An 18,753-nucleotide genomic window follows, 5' to 3' on the forward strand; every position below is an offset into this window, starting at 1 on the left:
CTAGCACGCCTAGGTTGCTTGCGGTGCAACTAAAATGTCACACTCACAGGCAAATTAGATTGCCAGCATGAACGTCGGGACCAGGAAATGTCTTCGTGCGCCAATGGCTTGGCAGCAAAACCTGCTGTTCTACAGCGGCTTTTGCCGACGAAAGCCATCGCCGCGGCCCGGTTGGCCCGGGAGAAGCATTTCGAAGGTCTTTGCGAACGCCCATTGTTGCGACCCCAAGCAGTCATGGCACGCCTGCGTTGCGTTTGATGCAGCTAAGATGTCACGGGCCGTCAAATCCGTGCCAAAGCGCAGACTATTTTTGGTAGTATTTTTGGGGAGGCGGCGAAGGCGAGGGATCAACGGACAAAAAAAGCCCGCCGCATCGCTGCGACGGGCGCTTGATCGCGGCACGGGACGAATCAGGCGGCCAGTGCCGACTTTGCTTCCGTCATCTCGTAGCCGAGAGCTTCCGCGACCGGGCGGCTGGTTATCCGTCCGCGATGCACGTTGAGGCCGTTGCGCAAATGCGGCTCGTCGGCGAGCGCCTTGAGGCCGCGATCGGCGAGTGCCAGGCCATATTGCAGCGTGGCGTTGTTGAGCGCATGCGCCGAGGTCACTGGAACGGCACCCGGCATGTTGGCGACGCAGTAATGGATGATGCCGTCGACTTCGTAGGTCGGGTCGGCGTGTGTCGTTGCATGCGAGGTTTCGAAGCAGCCGCCCTGGTCGATGGCGACATCGACAAGCACCGCACCCTTCTTCATGCCTGACAGCATCTCGCGGCTGACCAGCTTGGGCGCCGCGGCTCCGGGGATGAGCACCGCGCCGATGATCAGGTCGGCCGAAAAGCATTCTTCCTCAAGCGCCTCGACAGTCGAGTAGCGCGTGTGGACACGGCCGGCGAACAGGTCGTCGAGCTGGCGCAGGCGCGGGATGGAGCGGTCGATGATGCTGACATCGGCACCGAGCCCGGCCGCCATGCGCGCGGCATGCAGGCCGACGACGCCGCCGCCGATCACCGCGACCTTGCCCGGCAGCACGCCCGGCACGCCGCCGAGCAGCACGCCACGGCCGCCATAGGCCTTCTGCAGCGCCGTCGCGCCCGCCTGAATCGCCAGGCGGCCGGCAACTTCCGACATCGGCGCCAGCAGCGGCAGGCCGCCGCGCTCGTCCGTGACCGTTTCATAGGCGACCGCCGTCACACCAGAGGCAAGCAGCCCCTTGGTCTGCTCCGGATCCGGCGCCAGATGCAGATATGTGTAGAGAATCTGGCCTTCGCGCAGTTGCGCCCATTCCTTGGGCTGCGGCTCCTTGACCTTGACGATCATGTCCGAGCGGGTGAAGACCTCCTCGGCGGTCTTGGCGATCTGGGCGCCCGCCGCGCGATATGCATTGTCGTCGGCGCCGATCCCGGCACCCGCGCCTGTTTCGACCAGGACCTCGTGGCCGTGGGCGACATATTCGCGAACCGAGCCGGGCGTCAGCCCGACGCGGTATTCATGATTCTTGATTTCCTTGGGGCAACCTACGCGCATCTTCCTGCTCCTCCGCAGCCATTTTTGGCTTTCTTCCTCATGACGAAGTCAATCATGAATCGTTCCGAATATGTTTGCGAAAATGGTTGCGCTACCAGGGGTTGTTCGATATTTTTTGCGTGCATCCTCTGTATCATCGAAGGAAATTCGAAGAATGCCGTTGGACAGGATCGATATCGCCATTCTGGACGCGCTACAGAAGGATGGGCGGATGCCCAACGCAGCATTGGCCGAGAAGATCGGGTTGTCGCAATCGGCCTGCTCTCGGCGCCTCGATAATCTCGAGAAGTCAGGCATCATCAGCGGTTATCACGCCCGCCTTTCGAATGTCGCGCTCGGTCACCAGATGACGGTGATCGTGCATATCTCGCTGTCGGGGCAGTTCGAAAAGACGCTTTCGGATTTCGAGGTCGCGGTAAAGCGCTGCCCTAACATCCTGTCTTGCCATTTGATGTCCGGCGAATACGACTACATCCTGCGCATCGCTGCCCGCGATCTGCCCGACTACGAGCGCATCCACAAGGAATGGCTGTCGGCGATGCCGCATGTCACCAAGATCAATTCATCCTTCGCCCTGCGCGAGATCGTCGATCGCACGGTGATGGGGATTAGGCCGGAACTGCTCTGAAGCAGTACAAAGCTGGCTGCAACGGCCAGCATCGCGCTGGACCAATCCATTCTACACGCGATGTCGCGAGGCTGTCATGCGAGTCGGCTGGACTCGCATGAATTTTGGCGCGACATTTGATCTTTGGGACGCCGGCTAAATACTGTCAGTTCATTTCCTGGAGAATGAAAATGTCCAACGTGAATCAACCTGTTTCTCGCCGTTCTTTCCTGGCGGGATCGGCTGCAGCGGGTGCACTTGTAATGCTCCACCCTTTTTCGGCACGTGCGCAGGCCAACCAGGCGCATCTTCGCATCATGGAAACCACGGACCTGCACGTCCATGTGTTTCCCTACGACTACTATGCCGACAAGCCGAACGACACGATGGGCGTTGCCCGCACCGCCTCGATCATCGACGCCATCCGCACTGAGGCCACCAACTCGATCCTCGTCGACAATGGCGACTTCCTGCAGGGTAACCCGATGGGCGACTACATGGCCTATCAGCGCGGCATGAAGGATGGCGACGTCCATCCGATCATCAAGGCGATGAACACACTGGGCTATGATTGCTCGACGCTGGGCAACCACGAATTCAACTACGGCCTCGACTACATGTTCAAGGTTCTGGCCGGCGCGAACTTCCCCGTTGTCTGCTCCAACCTGACCAAAGGCGAACTGGCTGCCGACGCAACCAAGGACGAGCTGTTCCTCAAGCCCTATGTGATCCTCGACAGGAAGGTGAAGGATGGTTCGGGTGCCGAGCATCCGATCCGTATCGGTCTGATCGGCTTCGTGCCACCCCAGGTGATGACTTGGGATTCGCGCCACCTGCACGGCAAGGCCATGACCCGCGACATCGTCAAGGCAGCCCAGGCCTGGGTGCCCGAGATCCGCGAGCAGGGCGCCGACATCGTCATTGCACTCTCGCATTCCGGCATGGGCACGCCGCAGGCTGCGGAAAACCTCGAAAACGCCTCCATCCTGCTTGCCGGTGTCGAGGGCATCGATGCGATCGTCACCGGCCACAGCCATCTCGACTTCCCCGGGCCGAAGTTCGACAAGGTCGAGGGTCTCGACAACGCCAAGGGCACGATCAACGGCAAGCCGGGCGTGATGGGCGGCTTCTGGGGCTCGCATCTCGGCCTGATCGACCTGCTGCTCGAGCGCGACGGCAAGACTTGGAAAGTGGTCAGTTCGACCAGCGAGGCGCGGCCTATCTCTAAGCGCGTCGACAAGAAGGTGGTGCCGACTGTGGAGAGCAAGGCGGCGGTCGAGGCTGCGGCCAAGGAAGAGCACGAAGCGACGCTCGCTTATGTGCGCACGCCCGTCGGCAAGACTTCGGCACCACTCTACTCCTACTTCGCGCTCGTCGCCGACGATCCCTCGGTCCAGATCGTGAGCCAGGCGCAGATCTGGTACATCAAGGACATGCTCAAGGACACCGAGCACAAGGACCTGCCGGTGCTATCGGCCGCGGCACCCTTCAAGTCGGGCGGCCGCGGCGGGCCGGACTATTACACCGACGTTCCGGCCGGCGCCGTCGCGATCAAGAACGTCGCCGACCTCTACCTCTACCCCAATACGGTGCAGGCGGTGGCGGTGACCGGCGCCCAGGTCAAGGAATGGCTCGAGATGTCCGCCGGCATCTTCAACAAGGTGGAGCCCGGCAAGGCAGACCAGGTGCTGATCAATCCCGATTTTCCCTCCTACAATTTCGACGTCATCGACGGCGTGACCTACAAGATCGACCTGGCGCAGCCGCCGAAATATGATCCCAAGGGGGCAGTACTGGACGCTGCTTCAAACCGCATCGTCGATCTGATGTTTGAGGGCAAGCCGATTGATCTGGCAGCGAAATTCGTTGTTGCGTCGAACAACTACCGCGCCGGCGGCGGTGGCAATTTCCCCGAAATCAATGCGTCGAAGCTGGTCTTCGAAGCCCCTGACACCAACCGCGACGTGATCGTGCGCTACATCGTCGACCAGGGTACGATCAACCCGTCGGCCGACTCCAACTGGTCGTTCGCTCCGGTCGCGGGCGCTTCGGTGATCTTCGAAACCGGCCCCAAGGCCAAGGACCACATCGCAGAGGTCAAGGCGGTCAAGATCGAGCCGGCGGGCGATGGCGCGGAAGGTTTCGCCAAGTACCGCATCACGCTTTGAGATTTAGAAGATCAGGGGGGCGGCTGGAGAGACCCGGCCGCCCTTTCGTTCGCGCAAGGGCTGGTCAGTTGGCCCGGCGTTGGATGGCCGGCATGACCAGGTCGAGCGCGTCGGTGGAAATGCCGCCGGAATAGCCAGCGGGCAGTGTTTCGATCATGGCTGGATCATCGATGCCGTCGGAAAAACCGCCGCCGTGATAGGGCCCGAACAGGTAGACATTGGTGCCGGCATTTTCCATGCGGTCAAGGAAACGGTTCGGCCAACCCCATAGCCAGGGGGCAATGTTGATTGGAATGCCGAGTGTCGTGCCCCTGCAGTCCTCCGGCACATAGCCGCTCCAGCCGAGCCCTGCGTAGCGCAACAGGCAGCGGGTCAGCGATTTCTTGCCGAGGGTCCGCATGCCGGGCAGGGCGGCCTTGACCGCTTGCAGCGGCTTGTCGCCGCCAACGACAGTGAGGGCAGCGCGGCGCTCCGCGGGCAGGGGCGAAAGGAAGGCCGCCAGTGCTTCGCCCTCCCTGGCGTCGTTGCTTTTGACATTGATGTGGAAGCGCCGATCGGGGAACCGCGCCATCACCTCGTCGAGCGACGGCATCAGTCCGACGCCCTGGCCGCGAAAGGGATAAGTCTTGCCGCCATCGGCGGTATAGCCGTAGCCGACATCCAGATTCTTGAGATCCGCCATCGAATGGCTGCGCGTCTCGCCGCTGCCCTCGGTGCGGCAATCCACCGTCCAGTCGTGGAAGACCGCGAACTTGCCGTCGGTGGTTGGATGCACATCGAGTTCCAGCACGTCTGCACCGCGTGCGAAGGCGGCGTCCATCGAGCGGATGGTGTTTTCGAGGTAGTCGTGCCGCGGCGGGAGCATGCGCTCGGCGGTGCAGGTGTCGCCGGTCAGTCCGGTGCGGTCATATTCCTGCGCCAGTCCGCGATGGGCAAGGACGACCGGCTTGCCGTCAGGACGGTTGGAAAGCAGCGACGTGTTGTTGAGATAGATCGCCCCGGCCGACGCCAGAGCAACGAGAAGGAAGATGTTTCGCTTGCGCATGTCTTGATTCGCTCCGAGGCCAGCCCGCGAAACGAGACTGGCCAAGGATTCGGCGTTTTGAAGACGAAATGATGACGCAACGGCGCCTTTGCAGGCAACGCATCAGTTGTTTCGGGCTATGTCGCAGAAACGTGCCCGTCAGGCCTTGTAGACCACTTGGCGCACGTCGATGTATTCGGCGCGAAAACCTGCCTCGCAATAGTGCAGGTAGAACTCCCAGAGCTTCTTGAAGCGATCGTCGAAGCCAAGCGGCACGATACGCTCCCAGGACGACCAGAAGCGGGTGCGCCATTCGGCCAGCGTGCGGGCATAATCCTGCGGGAAGACACGCTCGCGCAGGTAGTCGAGCCCGTGCTCGGCGCCGAGCGACTTGAGCAAAGTCGGTGTCGGCAGCATGCCGCCTGGGAATACGTAACGCTGGATGAAGTCGGGCCGCTTGCGGTACAGTGGGTAGGCTGCCTCGTTGATGGTGATGATCTGAAGGCCTGCGGTGCCGCCCGAGGGCAGGCACTGTTTCATCTTGGCGAAGAACGCCGGCCAGTATTTTTCGCCGACAGCCTCGAACATCTCGATCGAGGCGATGCGGTCGTAGCGGCCGGTCTCGTCGCGATAATCCTGCAGCTTGAGCTCGACCTTGTCGGAAAGCCCGGCATTGTGAATGCGCTTCTGGGCAAAATCGAACTGTTCGCGGCTGATCGTCAGCCCCGTCACCTTGCAGCCGATCTCGCGCGCAGCAAACTCGGCGAAGCCGCCCCAGCCGCACCCGATCTCCAGCACATGGTCATTGGGGCCGATGCCGGTGTCACGGGCCAGCGCCCGATATTTTTCGGTCTGCGCGCCTGCTAGGTCATTGGCGCCAGTGGCATAGAGACCCGATGAATAGGTCATGCTCGGGTCGAGCCACTGGCTATAAAAGGCGTTGCCTAGATCGTAATGGGCGGAAATGTTCCTCTTCGAGCCGGTGCGTGTGTTGTCGTTGAGCCAGTGGCGAATGCGCTGGATGGTGGAGAGCAGCCAGTTGGCGCCGCCGGCGACACCTTCTCCCGCCTCGCTGTTGACCACGAACAGCTCGAGGAAGCTGGTGACGTCAGGACTGTCCCAATCGCCGTCGATGTAGGATTCAGCAACCCCGATGGTACCGCCACTAAAGGCGCGCGAGGGCAGCTTCCAATTATGCAGCACGATCTCGGCTTCAGGTCCCGGCGCCTTGCCGCCGACCAGGATGCTGCGTCCGTCCGGCATCTTCACCTTGAGCGAACCGCGCGGCAGGTGAAGTGCTGCCGACAGTGCCATGCGCACACGCGCCGGCAAGCCCCTGGCAATGTCCGCGACGTTGCCCTCGTGAAGCCTCGTCACGCCATGATTCGTAAAACCGTCCGAATTCCGCTGGGCCATCTCGACGTCCCAATATTGCAGCCCGGTACGGCGTGTCGGGCCCGTTGCTCCAAATCTTGTGCACCGCTGTCGCCGTTCCCGAAACGCGCCGCCGAACGCATCTCCTGCCAGCTCGCGAAGGACTTGGCTTTGGGCCGCCAAGACTTCCGCGTGCAGCGGTGAATCTGTCGTGATCTTCACCGCCAAAACCTCGAACTTCAAGTGACATCTGGCAAGCGCTGATATGCCAGACGCGGCCCCAGAGCCGGATCGAATGCGATCCGGCATCAGAGCGAATTTCTTTGTTATTAGATGTCGCTAATGCTTAAGGTGGGCCTATGGCGCAGGCCGTTTCTCGGGCTTCCGGCGCAACCGTGGGGAGGGCATCAAATTCGCTATGTCATCGCGATAATGTGCGTCGCCTTGTTCCTCATCTGGGACATTTTGTACAACCAGGGCGATGCGACCGCCAAAGCCGTGCGGGAGGTACATCGCATCGTGCGGATGGTCACGGACTGATGGATCTGCTGCCCGATCCGTGCTGCTGCCTTTTGCCCGATTGACGCGAGCCGAAAGCCGACCCAAAAGGCGCCAGCAAGAGCAGCAGAAGGAATCGCGGCTTGATCCGGCACATCGTGTTCTTCAGTGCGCGGCAGAAACAGGACGTCGAGATGATCCGCGAGGAATTGTCGGCGCTTGGCAATATTCCGCATTCCACGGTCTTCGAAGTGACTGTTAACACCAAGGTCGACCCGTATTCGGATGAGATCGACATCGTCGTCTACGCCGAGTTTGCCGACCAGGCGGCACTTGCCGCCTACAAGGCCCATCCGCTCTATGACCGGACGACCCAGCGTGTGCGTCCGATGCGTGAACTGCGCTATTCGGCGGATGTAGTCGCCGCGCAATAAAAAACGCGCTCCGGCAAGGCCGCAGCGCGTTCCGTTGAAATTCCAGATTAATTTATGCCTTCTTGGCGCGACCGCGTGTCTTGGCGGGCGTGGCGGCCACCTTGGACGACACTGCCGCTGCCTTGCGGCCGAGACCAAGCGACTTGGCCAGTTGCGAGCGTGCGGCGGCGTAGTTCGGCGCGACCATCGGATAGTCGGCCGGCAGGCCCCATTTGGCGCGGTATTCCTCTGGCGTCAGTCCGAAATGCACCGAGAGGTGGCGCTTCAGCGACTTGAACTTTTTCCCGTCTTCCAGGCAGATGATGTAGTCGGGGTGAACCGAGCGCTTCGGATTCACCGCCGGCGGCTGGGCTTCGGCGGGCTCTTCGGCGGGCTGGTCTAGCGACAGGATCGATGCGTTGATGCTGGCGATCAACTCTGGCAGGCCAGTTGCAGGAACCTTGTTGTTCTCTACATACGCGCTGACGATATGGGCAGTCAGTCCTAGGATGTCGATCTTGCTATCACTCGTCATCGGCCGTCTCTCCGGGCAGTATTAAAGCAAATTATGAGTCTAATCATTTGCTGCGCCGTATATCGGTGCAAATGGTGTCGGACGGCAAGCAAAATAATCTCAAAAAAAGAAGACCCCGGCCAGCAGATGCTGGCCGGGGTCTTACATATTAGGTGGATTGAAGATTAAAAGAAGCCCTTGCGCTGCCACCAGCCGCCTTTTTTCGGCTTAGCTTCGTTGGAGGCCGCTGCCTCGGCCTCGACCACCGAAGTGACCACCGGTGTCGCAGGCGCGACGGGTGCTGAGGGGGCCTCGGAGACGACGTCGTCTTCGGCCGGAGCGGCGGCAGCCTTGCGGCGTGGCGCACGCGGCTTTGCCGCCTTCTTCTCGGGCTTGGCTTCGGCTTCGGGCGCGGCAACTTCGGCAACGGCCTCGGCGGCGGGAGCCTCGACAGCTTCGGCTTCCGCCTTCTTGGACTTGGCCGAGCGGCGCGGCGCCTTTTTCGGCTTGGCTTCGACGACAGCCTCCGGCTCGTCCACGGCAGCTTCGACCACCACCGCTTCGGCGACGGGTGCGTCATCGGATGCGACCTGTTCGCCACCTTCCGCCGACTGCTCTTCGTCTTCCTTGCGGTTGCGCTTGCCACCACGCTTGCCGCGACGCCGCTTCTTGGCCGCAGCATCTTCGGCCGCAGTCGCGTCCACGGTCGCGATTTCACTCGCGTCTTCGGAAGCGACGGCTTCGGCGGCTACGTCCTCGTCTCCATCTTCGGACTCATTGGCCTCGCCAGCAACGACGGCGCCATCCTGCGGAGCGCCATGCTCGCGGTCGCGATCGCGGCCGCCACGGCGCCGCCGGCGCTTGCGCCGCTTGCGGTCGTGCTGCTCGCCTTCGGCGGAAGCAGGCTGCGGCGCGCGGGCAGGCTGTGCCTCGACCACGACGGTCTCTTCTTCTTCCTCTTCGACGATCTCGTCTTCGATTTCCTCGGGCTCTTCATAGGCCGGGGCCGCGACGGGCAGGGCGAAGTTCGCCGGCTTCTCGGCAATGGCGCCGCGGAAGATGGCGTGGTTTTGCGATCCGACGCTGTCATCTGCCTCAAGCGTGATCGTCACACCGAAGCGGGCTTCGAGATCGACCAGCGTCGAGCGCTTGTGGTTGAGCACGTAGAGCGCGGTCGCCATCGGCGTCTTGACCGTGATGTGGCTGCGCGAGTCCTTGAGCAGGAACTCTTCGATGGCGCGAACGACCTGCAGTCCAACCGAGGAGTCCGAACGCACATGGCCGGTGCCACCGCAATGCGGGCAGGGCTTCATCGTCGATTCGAGCACGCTGGCGCGAATGCGCTGGCGCGACATCTCCATCAGGCCGAAATGCGAGATGCGTCCGACCTGGATGCGGGCGCGGTCGTTCTTCAGGCAATCCTTGAGCTTCTTTTCGACCGCACGATTGTTGCGGTTCTCCTCCATGTCGATGAAGTCGATGACGATCAGGCCGGCGAGGTCGCGCAGCCTGAGCTGGCGAGCGACTTCTTCGGCGGCTTCAAGGTTGGTGTGAAGTGCCGTCTCTTCGATCGAGTGCTCCTTGGTGGAGCGGCCGGAGTTGACGTCGATGGCAACCAGCGCTTCGGTCTGGTTAATGATGATGTAGCCACCCGACTTCAGCGTCACCTGCGGCTGGACCATCCGCTCGAGCTGCGATTCGATGCCGCTGCGCACGAAGATAGGTGTGATATCGCGGTAAGGCTGGACCACCTTGGCATGGCTGGGCATCAGCATGCGCATGAAGTCCTTGGCCTCGCGGTAGCCGTCTTCGCCGGCAACGAGAACCTCGTCGATGTCCTTGTTGTAGAGGTCGCGCACCGATCGCTTGATCAGGCTGCCTTCCTCATAGACCAGTGCGGGTGCCGTCGACTGCAGCGTCAGGCTGCGGACGTTCTCCCACAGGCGCATCAGATATTCGTAGTCGCGCTTGATCTCGGCCTTGGTGCGGCTCTCACCTGCGGTGCGCAGGATGACGCCCATGCCCTTCGGCACCTCGAGATCGGCAACGACTTCCTTCAGGCGCTTGCGGTCCTGGGCGTTGGTGATCTTGCGCGAAATGCCGCCGCCTCGCGCCGTATTGGGCATCAGCACCGAATAGCGGCCCGCGAGCGACAGATAGGTCGTCAGCGCAGCGCCCTTGTTGCCGCGTTCTTCCTTGACCACCTGGACCAGAAGGATCTGGCGGCGCTTGATCACTTCCTGGATCTTGTAGTGGCGGCGAACCGGCTTGCGGCGGTTGCGCACCTCTTCGAGCGCATCTTCGGCGCCAACCGACTCGATCTCGTGATCGTCGTGGTGGACCGAATGCACTTCCTCGATCACGCCACCGTTTTCGTTTTCGGTGACAGTCGGCGCGGGTGCCCGCTCGGACACGACGTCTGCATCGACCGACGCGGCAATCGAAGTCGGCTCACGCTCGTCGGAGCCGCCATTGTCTTCATCGGCCGATGATTCCGCAGCCGACTCGTCGGCGCCGGCATCGGAGGCATCGCTGGCGGCAATCGATTCGCCCTCATCCTCGGAGGAGGTGGCGTCATCGTCGCCTGAGCCCTCAGGCTTGTTTTCGTCGTTGCGGCGGTTCTTCCCGCCGCGGCGACGGCGACGCCCGCGATTGCGATCCTGGCCCTTGCTCTCGTCGCCTTCGTTGTCTTCGTCTTCTTCGTCCTCGGCTTCCTCCGCTTCGGCGCGCAGCAGCGCCTGCCGATCGGCAACCGGGATCTGGTAGTAGTCGGGATGGATTTCGCTAAAGGCGAGGAAACCGTGACGGTTCCCGCCATACTCGACAAAGGCAGCCTGAAGAGACGGCTCAACCCGCGTTACGCGGGCGAGGTAGATGTTTCCTTTGAGCTGCTTCTTGTCCTGTGATTCGAAATCGAATTCTTCAATACGGTTACCGCGAACTACGACAACCCGTGTTTCCTCCGGGTGGGAGGCGTCTATCAGCATCTTGTTGGGCATTATTTGTCCTCCCGGCAGCCGTCAGCTGCGGCCTGCGGGAACTCGTCCGCCGCCGTGAGTTTGCTGATGAGGGGGTGCCGGATGATTTTGCGTCCGCCGGTCGCAGCCAAAACGCCATGGCGGTACCGCCCGCTGCCGTGATGGCGCGGTTACCTGCGGACCTGTCCATGATTGCGTCTGTGGCCAATGCGTGACCTTGCGGAACCTTGTTTCAAATCTAAGCCCGGGAATCCGGACCAGCTACTTTGCTCTTACAGAGCCGGCGCGGAATAGTGTCCGGCCGTTTTTCTCACGCAGTCGCTACCCCGCCACGGGCCGCGCCTGCGAATCTCGTCGCGATCACTGAAATCTATCTCTATTGCGAGGCGGGCCATCGCTCGTCGCGTGGTTCCCTAGCGGAAGGCGCTGAGGGCGCGGGCCCTGGATTGCAGTGATCCAATGTCGCTTTTATGATTTGGCGAGGTTGAGCGCAACCCCGATTTCCGATGCCGGCAAAGGCAGGTGCGGCAACCCTGGGGGGAGCATTCCGACAAAGACTCGGTTAACCTTCTCTGGTTACCACTCGTTAATCGAAGGGCCCGCGTATTCGGCCCGCGATTGGTAACGGTGTGCAACGATTGCGCGCCTGCTTTTTGGAGCGGCAAGACTGAGATGGGGCCTGCGGCATTGACTGGCAAGAGCTTCCCGTTCGGGGGCATCCAGCCCGGCGGCGCGGCATGCCGCATGATGTTCGGGTTTTTGGCGTTCATGATCGTGTTCGCCGGCATCACCTGCCAGCCAGCTTGCGCTGCCGAGACGGTCAAGGCGCTCGACTACAAGATGGCGGGTGACGCGACTCACATGCGCATCGTCATGAACTTCGACCGCGAACCGGAACCTAAATGGCTCTTGCTGCGCAACCCGCATCGTCTTGTCATCGATCTGCCTGGTGCCGCACTCGCGCTCGATGCCAAGGACCTCAAGCCACGTGGCCTCATCAAGAGTGTACGCTATGGTGCGTCGGGCGAGGGCGCGTCGCGGCTGATCGTGACCTCGAAGGGGCCATTCAACGTCGAGAAGGTCGATATCCTCAAGAATGAGGATGGCTCGGGTTATCGACTGGTTGCCGACATCGCTGCCGCCTCGGAACGCGAGTTCGATGCGGCTCTCTCCGTCCAGGCAGAAACGACCGGCTCGACGACGGCCAAGACCGACAGGCTCGGCAAGATCGCGCATCGCGGCGATCGGCCGTTCACGATCGTGCTCGATCCCGGGCATGGCGGCATCGATGGCGGTGCCGAGGGGCTGAACGGCACGGTCGAGAAGACGGTCACGCTGGCCTTTGCCAAGGAGCTGCAGGCCAAGCTTGCCTCCAACAGCGCCTACAAGGTCGTTCTGACCCGCCAGGGCGATGAGTTTCTGCGCCTGGACGACCGCGTTCGCATTGCCCGCCAGCAAGAAGCCGATCTGTTCATCTCGATCCATGCCGACACGATCAGGCTGAAAGGTATCCGCGGCGCGACTGTCTATACTGTGTCGGACAAGGCATCCGACGCCGACGCGCAGGCACTGGCCGATCGCGAAAACCTCTCCGACCAGCTTGCCGGCGTCGATGTTGCCGAAGAAAATCACGCGGTCTCGGACATTCTTGTCGATCTGATCCGGCGCGAGACACACGGGTTTTCGACCCGTTTTGCGCGCTCTTTGGTCGGTGAGCTGTCGCCGACGGTTGGCATGATCAACAACCCGCATCGTTCGGCCGGTTTCCGGGTGCTCAAGGCGCCTGACGTGCCGTCGGTGCTGGTCGAACTCGGCTATCTCTCAAATCCCCAGGACGAAGAGCAGCTTCGCAGCGCCGATTGGCGCGAGAAGGCCGCTACAAGCATATCCAAGGCAGTGGCTGCCTTTGTCGCCGAAAGGGGTGGTGCCGGCGGCTGAAATGGACTGTTCCGTGTTCGTGATGGGCATTGCCGACAGGTCACGGAACGGGCATTTGTGGTGTTTTCGGCCAGAATCTTTGATGCTTGCGGGCTGTTGCCGTATTTTGTCCACAACCGCGCGACATGGGTGGCCGATATGCGGATCTGGACGATACCTGCAGCTTGCGATGATGGCGGGTTGGTTTAGGGAATCTCCGGACCTTGTACTGGAGCGGGCATGATTCGTCTTATCGGCTATTTCTTTGGCATAGGCACGACGCTTGCGCTCGTCGTTGCGGCAGGTGTGGCGCTCTATCTCGGCCAGCTCACCAAGGAACTCCCCGACTACGAGGTGCTCGCCAAGTACGAGCCGCCGGTAACGACCCGCATCCACGCCTCCGATGGCGCGCTGATGGGCGAATTCGCGCGTGAGCGCAGGTTGTATTTGCCGATCCAGGCCGTTCCCGATCGCGTCAAGGCGGCGTTCCTCTCTGCCGAAGACAAGAATTTCTACAACCATCCCGGCATTGACATCATGGGCTTTTCGCGCGCCGCGCTCGCCTATGTCACCGGGGGGCCGACGCAAGGCGGCTCGACCATTACGCAGCAGGTCGCCAAGAACTTCCTGCTCTCCAACGAACAGACGATGGACCGCAAGGCAAAGGAAGCCATCCTCTCGTTCCGCATCGAGCAAGCCTATTCCAAGGATCGTATCCTCGAACTCTATCTCAACGAGATCTTCTTTGGCCTCGGCGCCTATGGCATCGCCGGTGCGGCGCTGACCTATTTCGACAAGTCGGTCAACGAGCTGACAGTGGCTGAGGCCGCCTATCTCGCGGCGCTGCCGAAAGGCCCGTCCAACTATCATCCGTTCAAATACGCCGCCCGTGCCGTCGAACGGCGCAACTGGGTGATCCAGCAGATGGTCGCCAACGGTTACATTTCACGCGAAGAGAGCGAGAAGGCCAAGGCTGAGCCGCTCGGCGTGACGCCGCGCCGGACCGGAACCTACGTCTTCGCCGGCGAATACTTCACTGAAGAAGTGCGCCGCGAACTGATCGCGCGCTACGGGCAGGATGCACTCTATGAGGGCGGCCTGTCGATTCGGACCACGCTCGACCCAAAGCTCCAGGCCATGGCGCGTAAGGCCATGCAGTCGGGCCTGGAGAAATATGATCGCCTGCGCGGCTATCGTGGACCGGTCAAGAACATCGACATCTCCAAAGATTGGGGCACGGCGCTGGGCGAGGTCAAAGGCTTGGCGGACGTTCCAGAATGGCGTCTGGCAGTCGTGCTCGACAGCTCCAAGACCGGACTCGATATCGGCCTGCAGCCCAAGCGCGAGATTTCCGGCGCGCTGTCCAAGGACCGCGAGCAGAGCACGGTGTCGAAGGACGACATGAGCTTTGCCATGCGCTACGTCGCCGACGGCAAGCGCCTGAAAGCCAATTCGCCCTCCGAAGTTCTCAAGTCCGGCGACGTGATCTACGTCGAGAAGAACGACGGCGGCGGCTATGCGCTGCGCCAGGTGCCTGAAGTGTCGGGCGGCCTTGTTGCCATGGATCCGCATACCGGCCGCGTGCTTGCCATGGTTGGTGGCTTCTCTTATGCCGAGTCTGAGTTCAACCGCGCCACGCAGGCGATGCGCCAGCCCGGCTCGGCGTTCAAGCCGTTCGTTTATGCTGCTGCACTCGACAATGGCTACACGCCGGCATCGGTGATCATGGACGGCCCGATCACCATCCAGTCGGGCAATACCACCTGGACGCCGAAGAACTACGACGGCAAGGCCGCCGGTCCCTCGACCTTGCGCGCCGGCATCGAGCGCTCGCGCAATCTCATGACGGTGCGCCTGGCCAACGACATGGGCATGAAGACGGTTGCCGAGTATGCCGAGCGTTTCGGCGTCTACGACAAGCTCGCACCGTATCTGCCGATGGCGCTTGGCGCGGGCGAGACCACCGTGATGCGCATGGTCTCGGCCTATGCCGTGATGGCCAATGGCGGCCGCCAGATCAAGCCGTCGCTGATCGACCGCATCCAGGACCGCTACGGCAAGACGGTGTTCAAGCATGACGAGCGCGGCTGTGAAGGCTGCGTCGCCACCGAATGGGCCAATCAGCCCGAGCCGGATCTTGTCGACAACTCCGAGCAGGTGCTCGATCCGATGACCGCCTACCAGATCACTTCGATGCTGGAAGGCGTGGTACAGCGCGGCACGGCGACGACGTTGCTGTCGCTCAACCGTCCGATTGCCGGCAAGACCGGAACGACCAACGACGAGAAGGACGCCTGGTTCGTTGGCTACACGCCGAACCTCGTCGTCGGACTGTATATGGGCTACGACAAGCCGCAGGGGCTCGGCAAGGGCACCACTGGCGGTGGTCTCGCGGCGCCGGTGTTCAAGGACTTCATGACGGTTGCTCTCGAAGGCACGCCCAAGGTCGACTTCCTCGTGCCCGCCGGAATGAAGCTGATTTCGATCGACCGCAAGACCGGCATGCAGGCGGCTGCCGGTGCGCCGGGTACGATCATGGAGGCCTTCAAGCCCGGAACCGGGCCTGCCGACAGCTACTGGGTCATCGGCATGGGCGAAGACGGTACCAATGGTTATGGCGAAGCGCTGTCGCCGCAGGCCAGCAAGGCCATCAGCGAAGGTGGCGGCGGCCTCTACTAGGATCGTAGATCAACCCGGCATTCGCCGGATCCTCGATTGGACTGACAAATGCGCGTGGCCCTGGCCGCGCGCATTTTTTGTTTGCACGAATGTCAGTCTCGGGTGCTTGAAAATATCCAATTAGTTATATAGCCTATTGGTTATTAGATGTCGGCTGGCTTGGCGACATCCTTGGGGTGGGGGAGAAGTCCGCCGCCCAGGCGTCCCTGGCGCAGCGCATGCGCGACGGTTGAATTTCAGCGAGGAGAAAGTGATGCAGAAGATCAGCCCGTTCCTGTGGTTCGACAACCAGGCAGAAGAGGCGGTGAGATTCTACACTTCGGTATTCAGGAATTCCAAGATCGGCAAGATGACCCGCTATGGCGAGGCAGGGCCTGGGCCGGCCGGCAGCGTCATGGTGGCTGAGTTCGAATTGGAGGGGCTGCACTTCACGGCCTTGAACGGCGGCCCGATGTTCAAGTTCACCGAAGCGATTTCGATGAGCGTGGATTGCAAGGATCAGGCCGAGGTCGACTACTTCTGGAGCAGGCTTTCGGAAGGTGGCCAGCCCAGCCAATGCGGCTGGCTCAAGGACAAGTTCGGGCTCTCATGGCAGGTCATCCCTGAAGCCTTGCCCCGGTTGCTCGGCGATGCCGATGCCGCCAGGGCCGGCCGCGTCATGCAGGCGATGTTGCAGATGACCAAGATCAATGTAGCCAAACTCGAAGCCGCGTATGCCGGCTAGGCAATCGATGCTGTCGCAAGGCGAGTGGGCAGGGCTGGTGGCGCCTGCCCATTTTGCTTTACAGGGCGCGACCTCATCCCTATGTTCCGCGCGGATTCAACAGCCGCCTTCGGGCGCGAAACAAGCAAAAAGAAGCAATCTCCATGCGCGCGGAAACGCAGAACTTTGTCGACGAAATCAGGCAGGGCATAACCCTGCTGAGGAGGCATCTTTGACTGGGATCAAGCGGTAAAACGGCTTGATTACCTGAACATGCGTTCGGAGGACCCCAACCTCTGGAACGACCCTCAGGAAGCGCAGAAGCTGATGCGCGAGCGCCAGTCGCTTGATGACGGCATCAATGGCATCAAGGGCCTGAGCCAGGCGCTCGAAGACAACATTGGCCTGATCGAGATGGGCGAGGAAGAAGGCGACGCTGACATTATCAGCGAAGCCGAAGCCGCCATTCGTGCGATGGCCGGCGAGATCCGGGCGCGCCAGATCGAGTCGCTGCTGTCGGGCGAAGCCGACCAGAACGATACCTATCTCGAGGTCCACGCGGGGGCCGGCGGCACCGAGAGCCAGGACTGGGCCAACATGCTTTTGCGCATGTACACCCGCTGGGCCGAGCGTCGTCGCTTCAAGGTCGAGATCCTGGAAATCCATGACGGCGAAGAGGCGGGCATCAAGTCGGCTACGCTGCTGATCAAGGGCCACAATGCCTATGGCTGGCTGAAGACGGAGTCGGGCGTGCACCGCCTTGTCCGCATTTCGCCCTATGACAGCAATGCCCGTCGGCACACGTCGTTTTCGAGCATCTGGGTCTATCCGGTCGTTGACGACGCGATCGAAATCGACGTCTCGGAATCGGATGTCCGTATCGATACCTATCGTTCGTCCGGCTCGGGCGGCCAGCACGTCAACACCACCGACTCGGCTGTCCGCATCACGCACCTTGCCACCGGCATTGCGGTCGCCTGCCAGGCAGAGCGGTCGCAGCACAAGAACAAGGCCAAGGCCTGGGAAATGCTGCGCTCGCGCCTTTACGAAGAAGAACTGAAGAAGCGTGAGGCAGTAGCCAACGCGACCGAGTCGTCCAAGAGCGACATCGGCTGGGGGCACCAGATCCGCTCCTACGTTCTTCAGCCCTATCAGCTGGTCAAGGACCTGCGTACCGGCGTCGAAAGCACCAGCCCGTCCGACGTTCTCGACGGCGACCTCGACGACTTCATGGAAGCGTCGCTGTCGCAGCGCATCGAGGGTGGGGCAGGGCAGGCCGTCGCCGACATCGACTAGCTTTTTCCAGCATCTATCACCCGGTCATCCCCAAAGCGTGATGACCGGGTTGCTTGTCGTCGGAACATTTCGGGTAACTTTTCGTTAAGCATGCGGGAGCAGGCTTCGCTTGGGAGGTAATCTCAGGGGATGAAGCTATGCGCCCAGGAAATCTCCGCCTGCGCCGATACGCCCTCGCAGTGTCCGCGCTTGTGCTGATCGCGCTCAGCACGCCACCCGCCTCTTCGCACGACGCACCGAAAGGCTGGACTTATCCCTTTGCCTGCTGCTCCGGCTATGACTGCCGCGAAGTGCCGAAGAAGGCGATCAGCGAACGTCCGCAAGGATATGTCATCGAAGGCACGGGTGAGGTCGTCACTTATCAGGACGCCCGCATTCACACCTCGCCTGACGGTCAGTACCACTGGTGTTCCATAGCTGGCGCCGATGACAGCCGGACAATCTGTCTGTTCGTGCCACCAAAATCGTACTGAACAGGCCTGCTGACGAGGCTCCTGACGCCAGCTTGTCAGGAGCCTGCGGATACTGTGTGCTATCCGCCGGAGGGGCGGCAGGCATACGAGGGATTTGTCATGGTCATCAAGGGAAGCTGCCACTGCAAGGCAACCACGTTCGAGGTGTCCGAGGTGCCGGAGAATGTGACTTCGTGCACCTGTTCGTTCTGTTCCAAGCGCGGCTCGTTATGGGCCTATTACACGCCCGCACAGTTCAAGCTCACCAGTCCGCCGGAAAACGTGTCGGTCTATGAGTGGGGATCGAAGACGGTGAAGCATGGCTTCTGCGCCATCTGCGGCTGCGGCACCTTTACCAGGACGCCCGACTGGTCGACAGGTGAGCCGGATTTCGACAATCCCAGGGTCAGCGTCAATTCGCGCCTGTTTGACGACTTCGACCTCGACAAGATCGAGGTTGTGGTGATCGACGGCAAGAACCTCTGGTGACAGGTAAAATTTGTCATGCGGGCGGGCGGCAGTTTGCGCTCTTGTCACTGCTTCCGTTCCGTTTTTCGCCGTATTTCATGCTACAAGGCCGGTGAAGGGCTTTGCGCGGAGCGCC

14 protein-coding genes are annotated in these 18,753 nt (G+C 61.5%); 9 read left to right on the forward strand and 5 right to left on the reverse strand.

Translation table 11 applies throughout. The features are described 5' to 3' along the window. Positions 1 to 410 precede the first annotated feature (410 nt). Positions 411 to 1,526: an alanine dehydrogenase gene (gene ald, locus J1C56_RS02900; RefSeq protein ID WP_214385827.1), complete on the reverse strand. Its 1,116-nt coding sequence runs from the start codon at positions 1,524 to 1,526 to the stop codon at positions 411 to 413. Between the two features lie 154 nt (positions 1,527 to 1,680). Here ald and J1C56_RS02905 point away from each other — a divergent pair, with 154 nt between their 5' ends. Next, complete coding sequence (locus J1C56_RS02905) at positions 1,681 to 2,154, forward strand: Lrp/AsnC family transcriptional regulator (protein ID WP_214385829.1); 474 nt, start codon at positions 1,681 to 1,683, stop codon at positions 2,152 to 2,154. Positions 2,155 to 2,324: 170 nt separating this feature from the next. Then, a complete protein-coding gene (locus J1C56_RS02910; protein WP_214385831.1) occupies positions 2,325 to 4,301 on the forward strand; it encodes a bifunctional 2',3'-cyclic-nucleotide 2'-phosphodiesterase/3'-nucleotidase in 1,977 nt (658 codons plus the stop codon). Positions 4,302 to 4,365: 64 nt separating this feature from the next. Here the strand turns inward: J1C56_RS02910 and J1C56_RS02915 are convergent, their stop codons facing one another. Both J1C56_RS02915 and J1C56_RS02920 read right to left on the reverse strand, forming a co-directional pair. Beyond that, positions 4,366 to 5,346 (reverse strand): glycerophosphodiester phosphodiesterase family protein, encoded by a 981-nt coding sequence (locus J1C56_RS02915; protein ID WP_214385833.1) that lies wholly within the window; start codon positions 5,344 to 5,346, stop codon positions 4,366 to 4,368. A 138-nt stretch (positions 5,347 to 5,484) separates the two neighbouring features. Continuing rightward, complete coding sequence (locus tag J1C56_RS02920) at positions 5,485 to 6,741, reverse strand: SAM-dependent methyltransferase (RefSeq protein WP_214385835.1); 1,257 nt, start codon at positions 6,739 to 6,741, stop codon at positions 5,485 to 5,487. A 599-nt stretch (positions 6,742 to 7,340) separates the two neighbouring features. Here J1C56_RS02920 and J1C56_RS02925 point away from each other — a divergent pair. Continuing rightward, on the forward strand, positions 7,341 to 7,631 hold the full coding sequence (locus J1C56_RS02925; protein WP_214385837.1) for a Dabb family protein: 291 nt from the start codon (positions 7,341 to 7,343) through the stop codon (positions 7,629 to 7,631). Positions 7,632 to 7,683: 52 nt separating this feature from the next. On the opposite strand, the gene J1C56_RS02930 is transcribed toward J1C56_RS02925, so the two are convergent. Both J1C56_RS02930 and J1C56_RS02935 read right to left on the reverse strand, forming a co-directional pair. Continuing rightward, positions 7,684 to 8,145: a Ros/MucR family transcriptional regulator gene (locus J1C56_RS02930; RefSeq protein WP_214385839.1), complete on the reverse strand. Its 462-nt coding sequence runs from the start codon at positions 8,143 to 8,145 to the stop codon at positions 7,684 to 7,686. A 164-nt stretch (positions 8,146 to 8,309) separates the two neighbouring features. Further along, entirely contained in the window at positions 8,310 to 11,123 is a 2,814-nt protein-coding gene (locus J1C56_RS02935; RefSeq protein ID WP_214385841.1) for an Rne/Rng family ribonuclease, read from the reverse strand. Positions 11,124 to 11,774: 651 nt separating this feature from the next. Here J1C56_RS02935 and J1C56_RS02940 point away from each other — a divergent pair. The 6 genes from J1C56_RS02940 to J1C56_RS02965 all read left to right on the forward strand — a co-directional run bounded on the left by J1C56_RS02940 (position 11,775) and on the right by J1C56_RS02965 (position 18,638). Continuing rightward, entirely contained in the window at positions 11,775 to 13,040 is a 1,266-nt protein-coding gene (locus tag J1C56_RS02940; RefSeq protein WP_214385843.1) for an N-acetylmuramoyl-L-alanine amidase, read from the forward strand. A gap of 219 nt (positions 13,041 to 13,259) precedes the next feature. Beyond that, a complete protein-coding gene (locus J1C56_RS02945; RefSeq protein ID WP_214385845.1) occupies positions 13,260 to 15,698 on the forward strand; it encodes a penicillin-binding protein 1A in 2,439 nt (812 codons plus the stop codon). Positions 15,699 to 15,951: 253 nt separating this feature from the next. Continuing rightward, complete coding sequence (locus tag J1C56_RS02950; RefSeq protein WP_214385847.1) at positions 15,952 to 16,422, forward strand: VOC family protein; 471 nt, start codon at positions 15,952 to 15,954, stop codon at positions 16,420 to 16,422. Between the two features lie 143 nt (positions 16,423 to 16,565). Further along, a protein-coding gene (gene prfB, locus J1C56_RS02955) for a peptide chain release factor 2 (RefSeq protein ID WP_214385849.1) occupies positions 16,566 to 17,697 on the forward strand; the annotation gives its coding sequence in 2 pieces (ribosomal slippage) (positions 16,566 to 16,631 and positions 16,633 to 17,697; 1,131 coding nt in all). Between the two features lie 137 nt (positions 17,698 to 17,834). Next, on the forward strand, positions 17,835 to 18,170 hold the full coding sequence (locus J1C56_RS02960; RefSeq protein ID WP_246591084.1) for a cupin domain-containing protein: 336 nt from the start codon (positions 17,835 to 17,837) through the stop codon (positions 18,168 to 18,170). Positions 18,171 to 18,269: 99 nt separating this feature from the next. Further along, positions 18,270 to 18,638, forward strand: coding sequence for a GFA family protein (locus J1C56_RS02965; RefSeq protein ID WP_214385851.1), 369 nt, complete (start codon positions 18,270 to 18,272; stop codon positions 18,636 to 18,638). The last annotated feature ends 115 nt before the right edge of the window (positions 18,639 to 18,753 follow it).

This window comes from Aminobacter anthyllidis (assembly GCF_018555685.1).
Taxonomy (GTDB): Bacteria; Pseudomonadota; Alphaproteobacteria; order Rhizobiales; family Rhizobiaceae; genus Aminobacter; species Aminobacter anthyllidis.

What these genes read in the sequence shown, in the direction of transcription:
- ald (WP_214385827.1), bottom strand. Translation starts at nt 1,526, where the DNA reads ATGCGCGTAGGTTGCCCCAAGGAAATCAAGAATCATGAATACCGCGTC.
- J1C56_RS02905 (WP_214385829.1), top strand. Translation starts at nt 1,681, where the DNA reads ATGCCGTTGGACAGGATCGATATCGCCATTCTGGACGCGCTACAGAAG.
- J1C56_RS02910 (WP_214385831.1), top strand. Translation starts at nt 2,325, where the DNA reads ATGTCCAACGTGAATCAACCTGTTTCTCGCCGTTCTTTCCTGGCGGGA.
- J1C56_RS02915 (WP_214385833.1), bottom strand. Translation starts at nt 5,346, where the DNA reads ATGCGCAAGCGAAACATCTTCCTTCTCGTTGCTCTGGCGTCGGCCGGG.
- J1C56_RS02920 (WP_214385835.1), bottom strand. Translation starts at nt 6,741, where the DNA reads ATGGCCCAGCGGAATTCGGACGGTTTTACGAATCATGGCGTGACGAGG.
- J1C56_RS02930 (WP_214385839.1), bottom strand. Translation starts at nt 8,145, where the DNA reads ATGACGAGTGATAGCAAGATCGACATCCTAGGACTGACTGCCCATATC.
- J1C56_RS02935 (WP_214385841.1), bottom strand. Translation starts at nt 11,123, where the DNA reads ATGCCCAACAAGATGCTGATAGACGCCTCCCACCCGGAGGAAACACGG.
- J1C56_RS02940 (WP_214385843.1), top strand. Translation starts at nt 11,775, where the DNA reads ATGGGGCCTGCGGCATTGACTGGCAAGAGCTTCCCGTTCGGGGGCATC.
- J1C56_RS02945 (WP_214385845.1), top strand. Translation starts at nt 13,260, where the DNA reads ATGATTCGTCTTATCGGCTATTTCTTTGGCATAGGCACGACGCTTGCG.
- J1C56_RS02950 (WP_214385847.1), top strand. Translation starts at nt 15,952, where the DNA reads ATGCAGAAGATCAGCCCGTTCCTGTGGTTCGACAACCAGGCAGAAGAG.
- J1C56_RS02960 (WP_246591084.1), top strand. Translation starts at nt 17,835, where the DNA reads ATGCGCCCAGGAAATCTCCGCCTGCGCCGATACGCCCTCGCAGTGTCC.
- J1C56_RS02965 (WP_214385851.1), top strand. Translation starts at nt 18,270, where the DNA reads ATGGTCATCAAGGGAAGCTGCCACTGCAAGGCAACCACGTTCGAGGTG.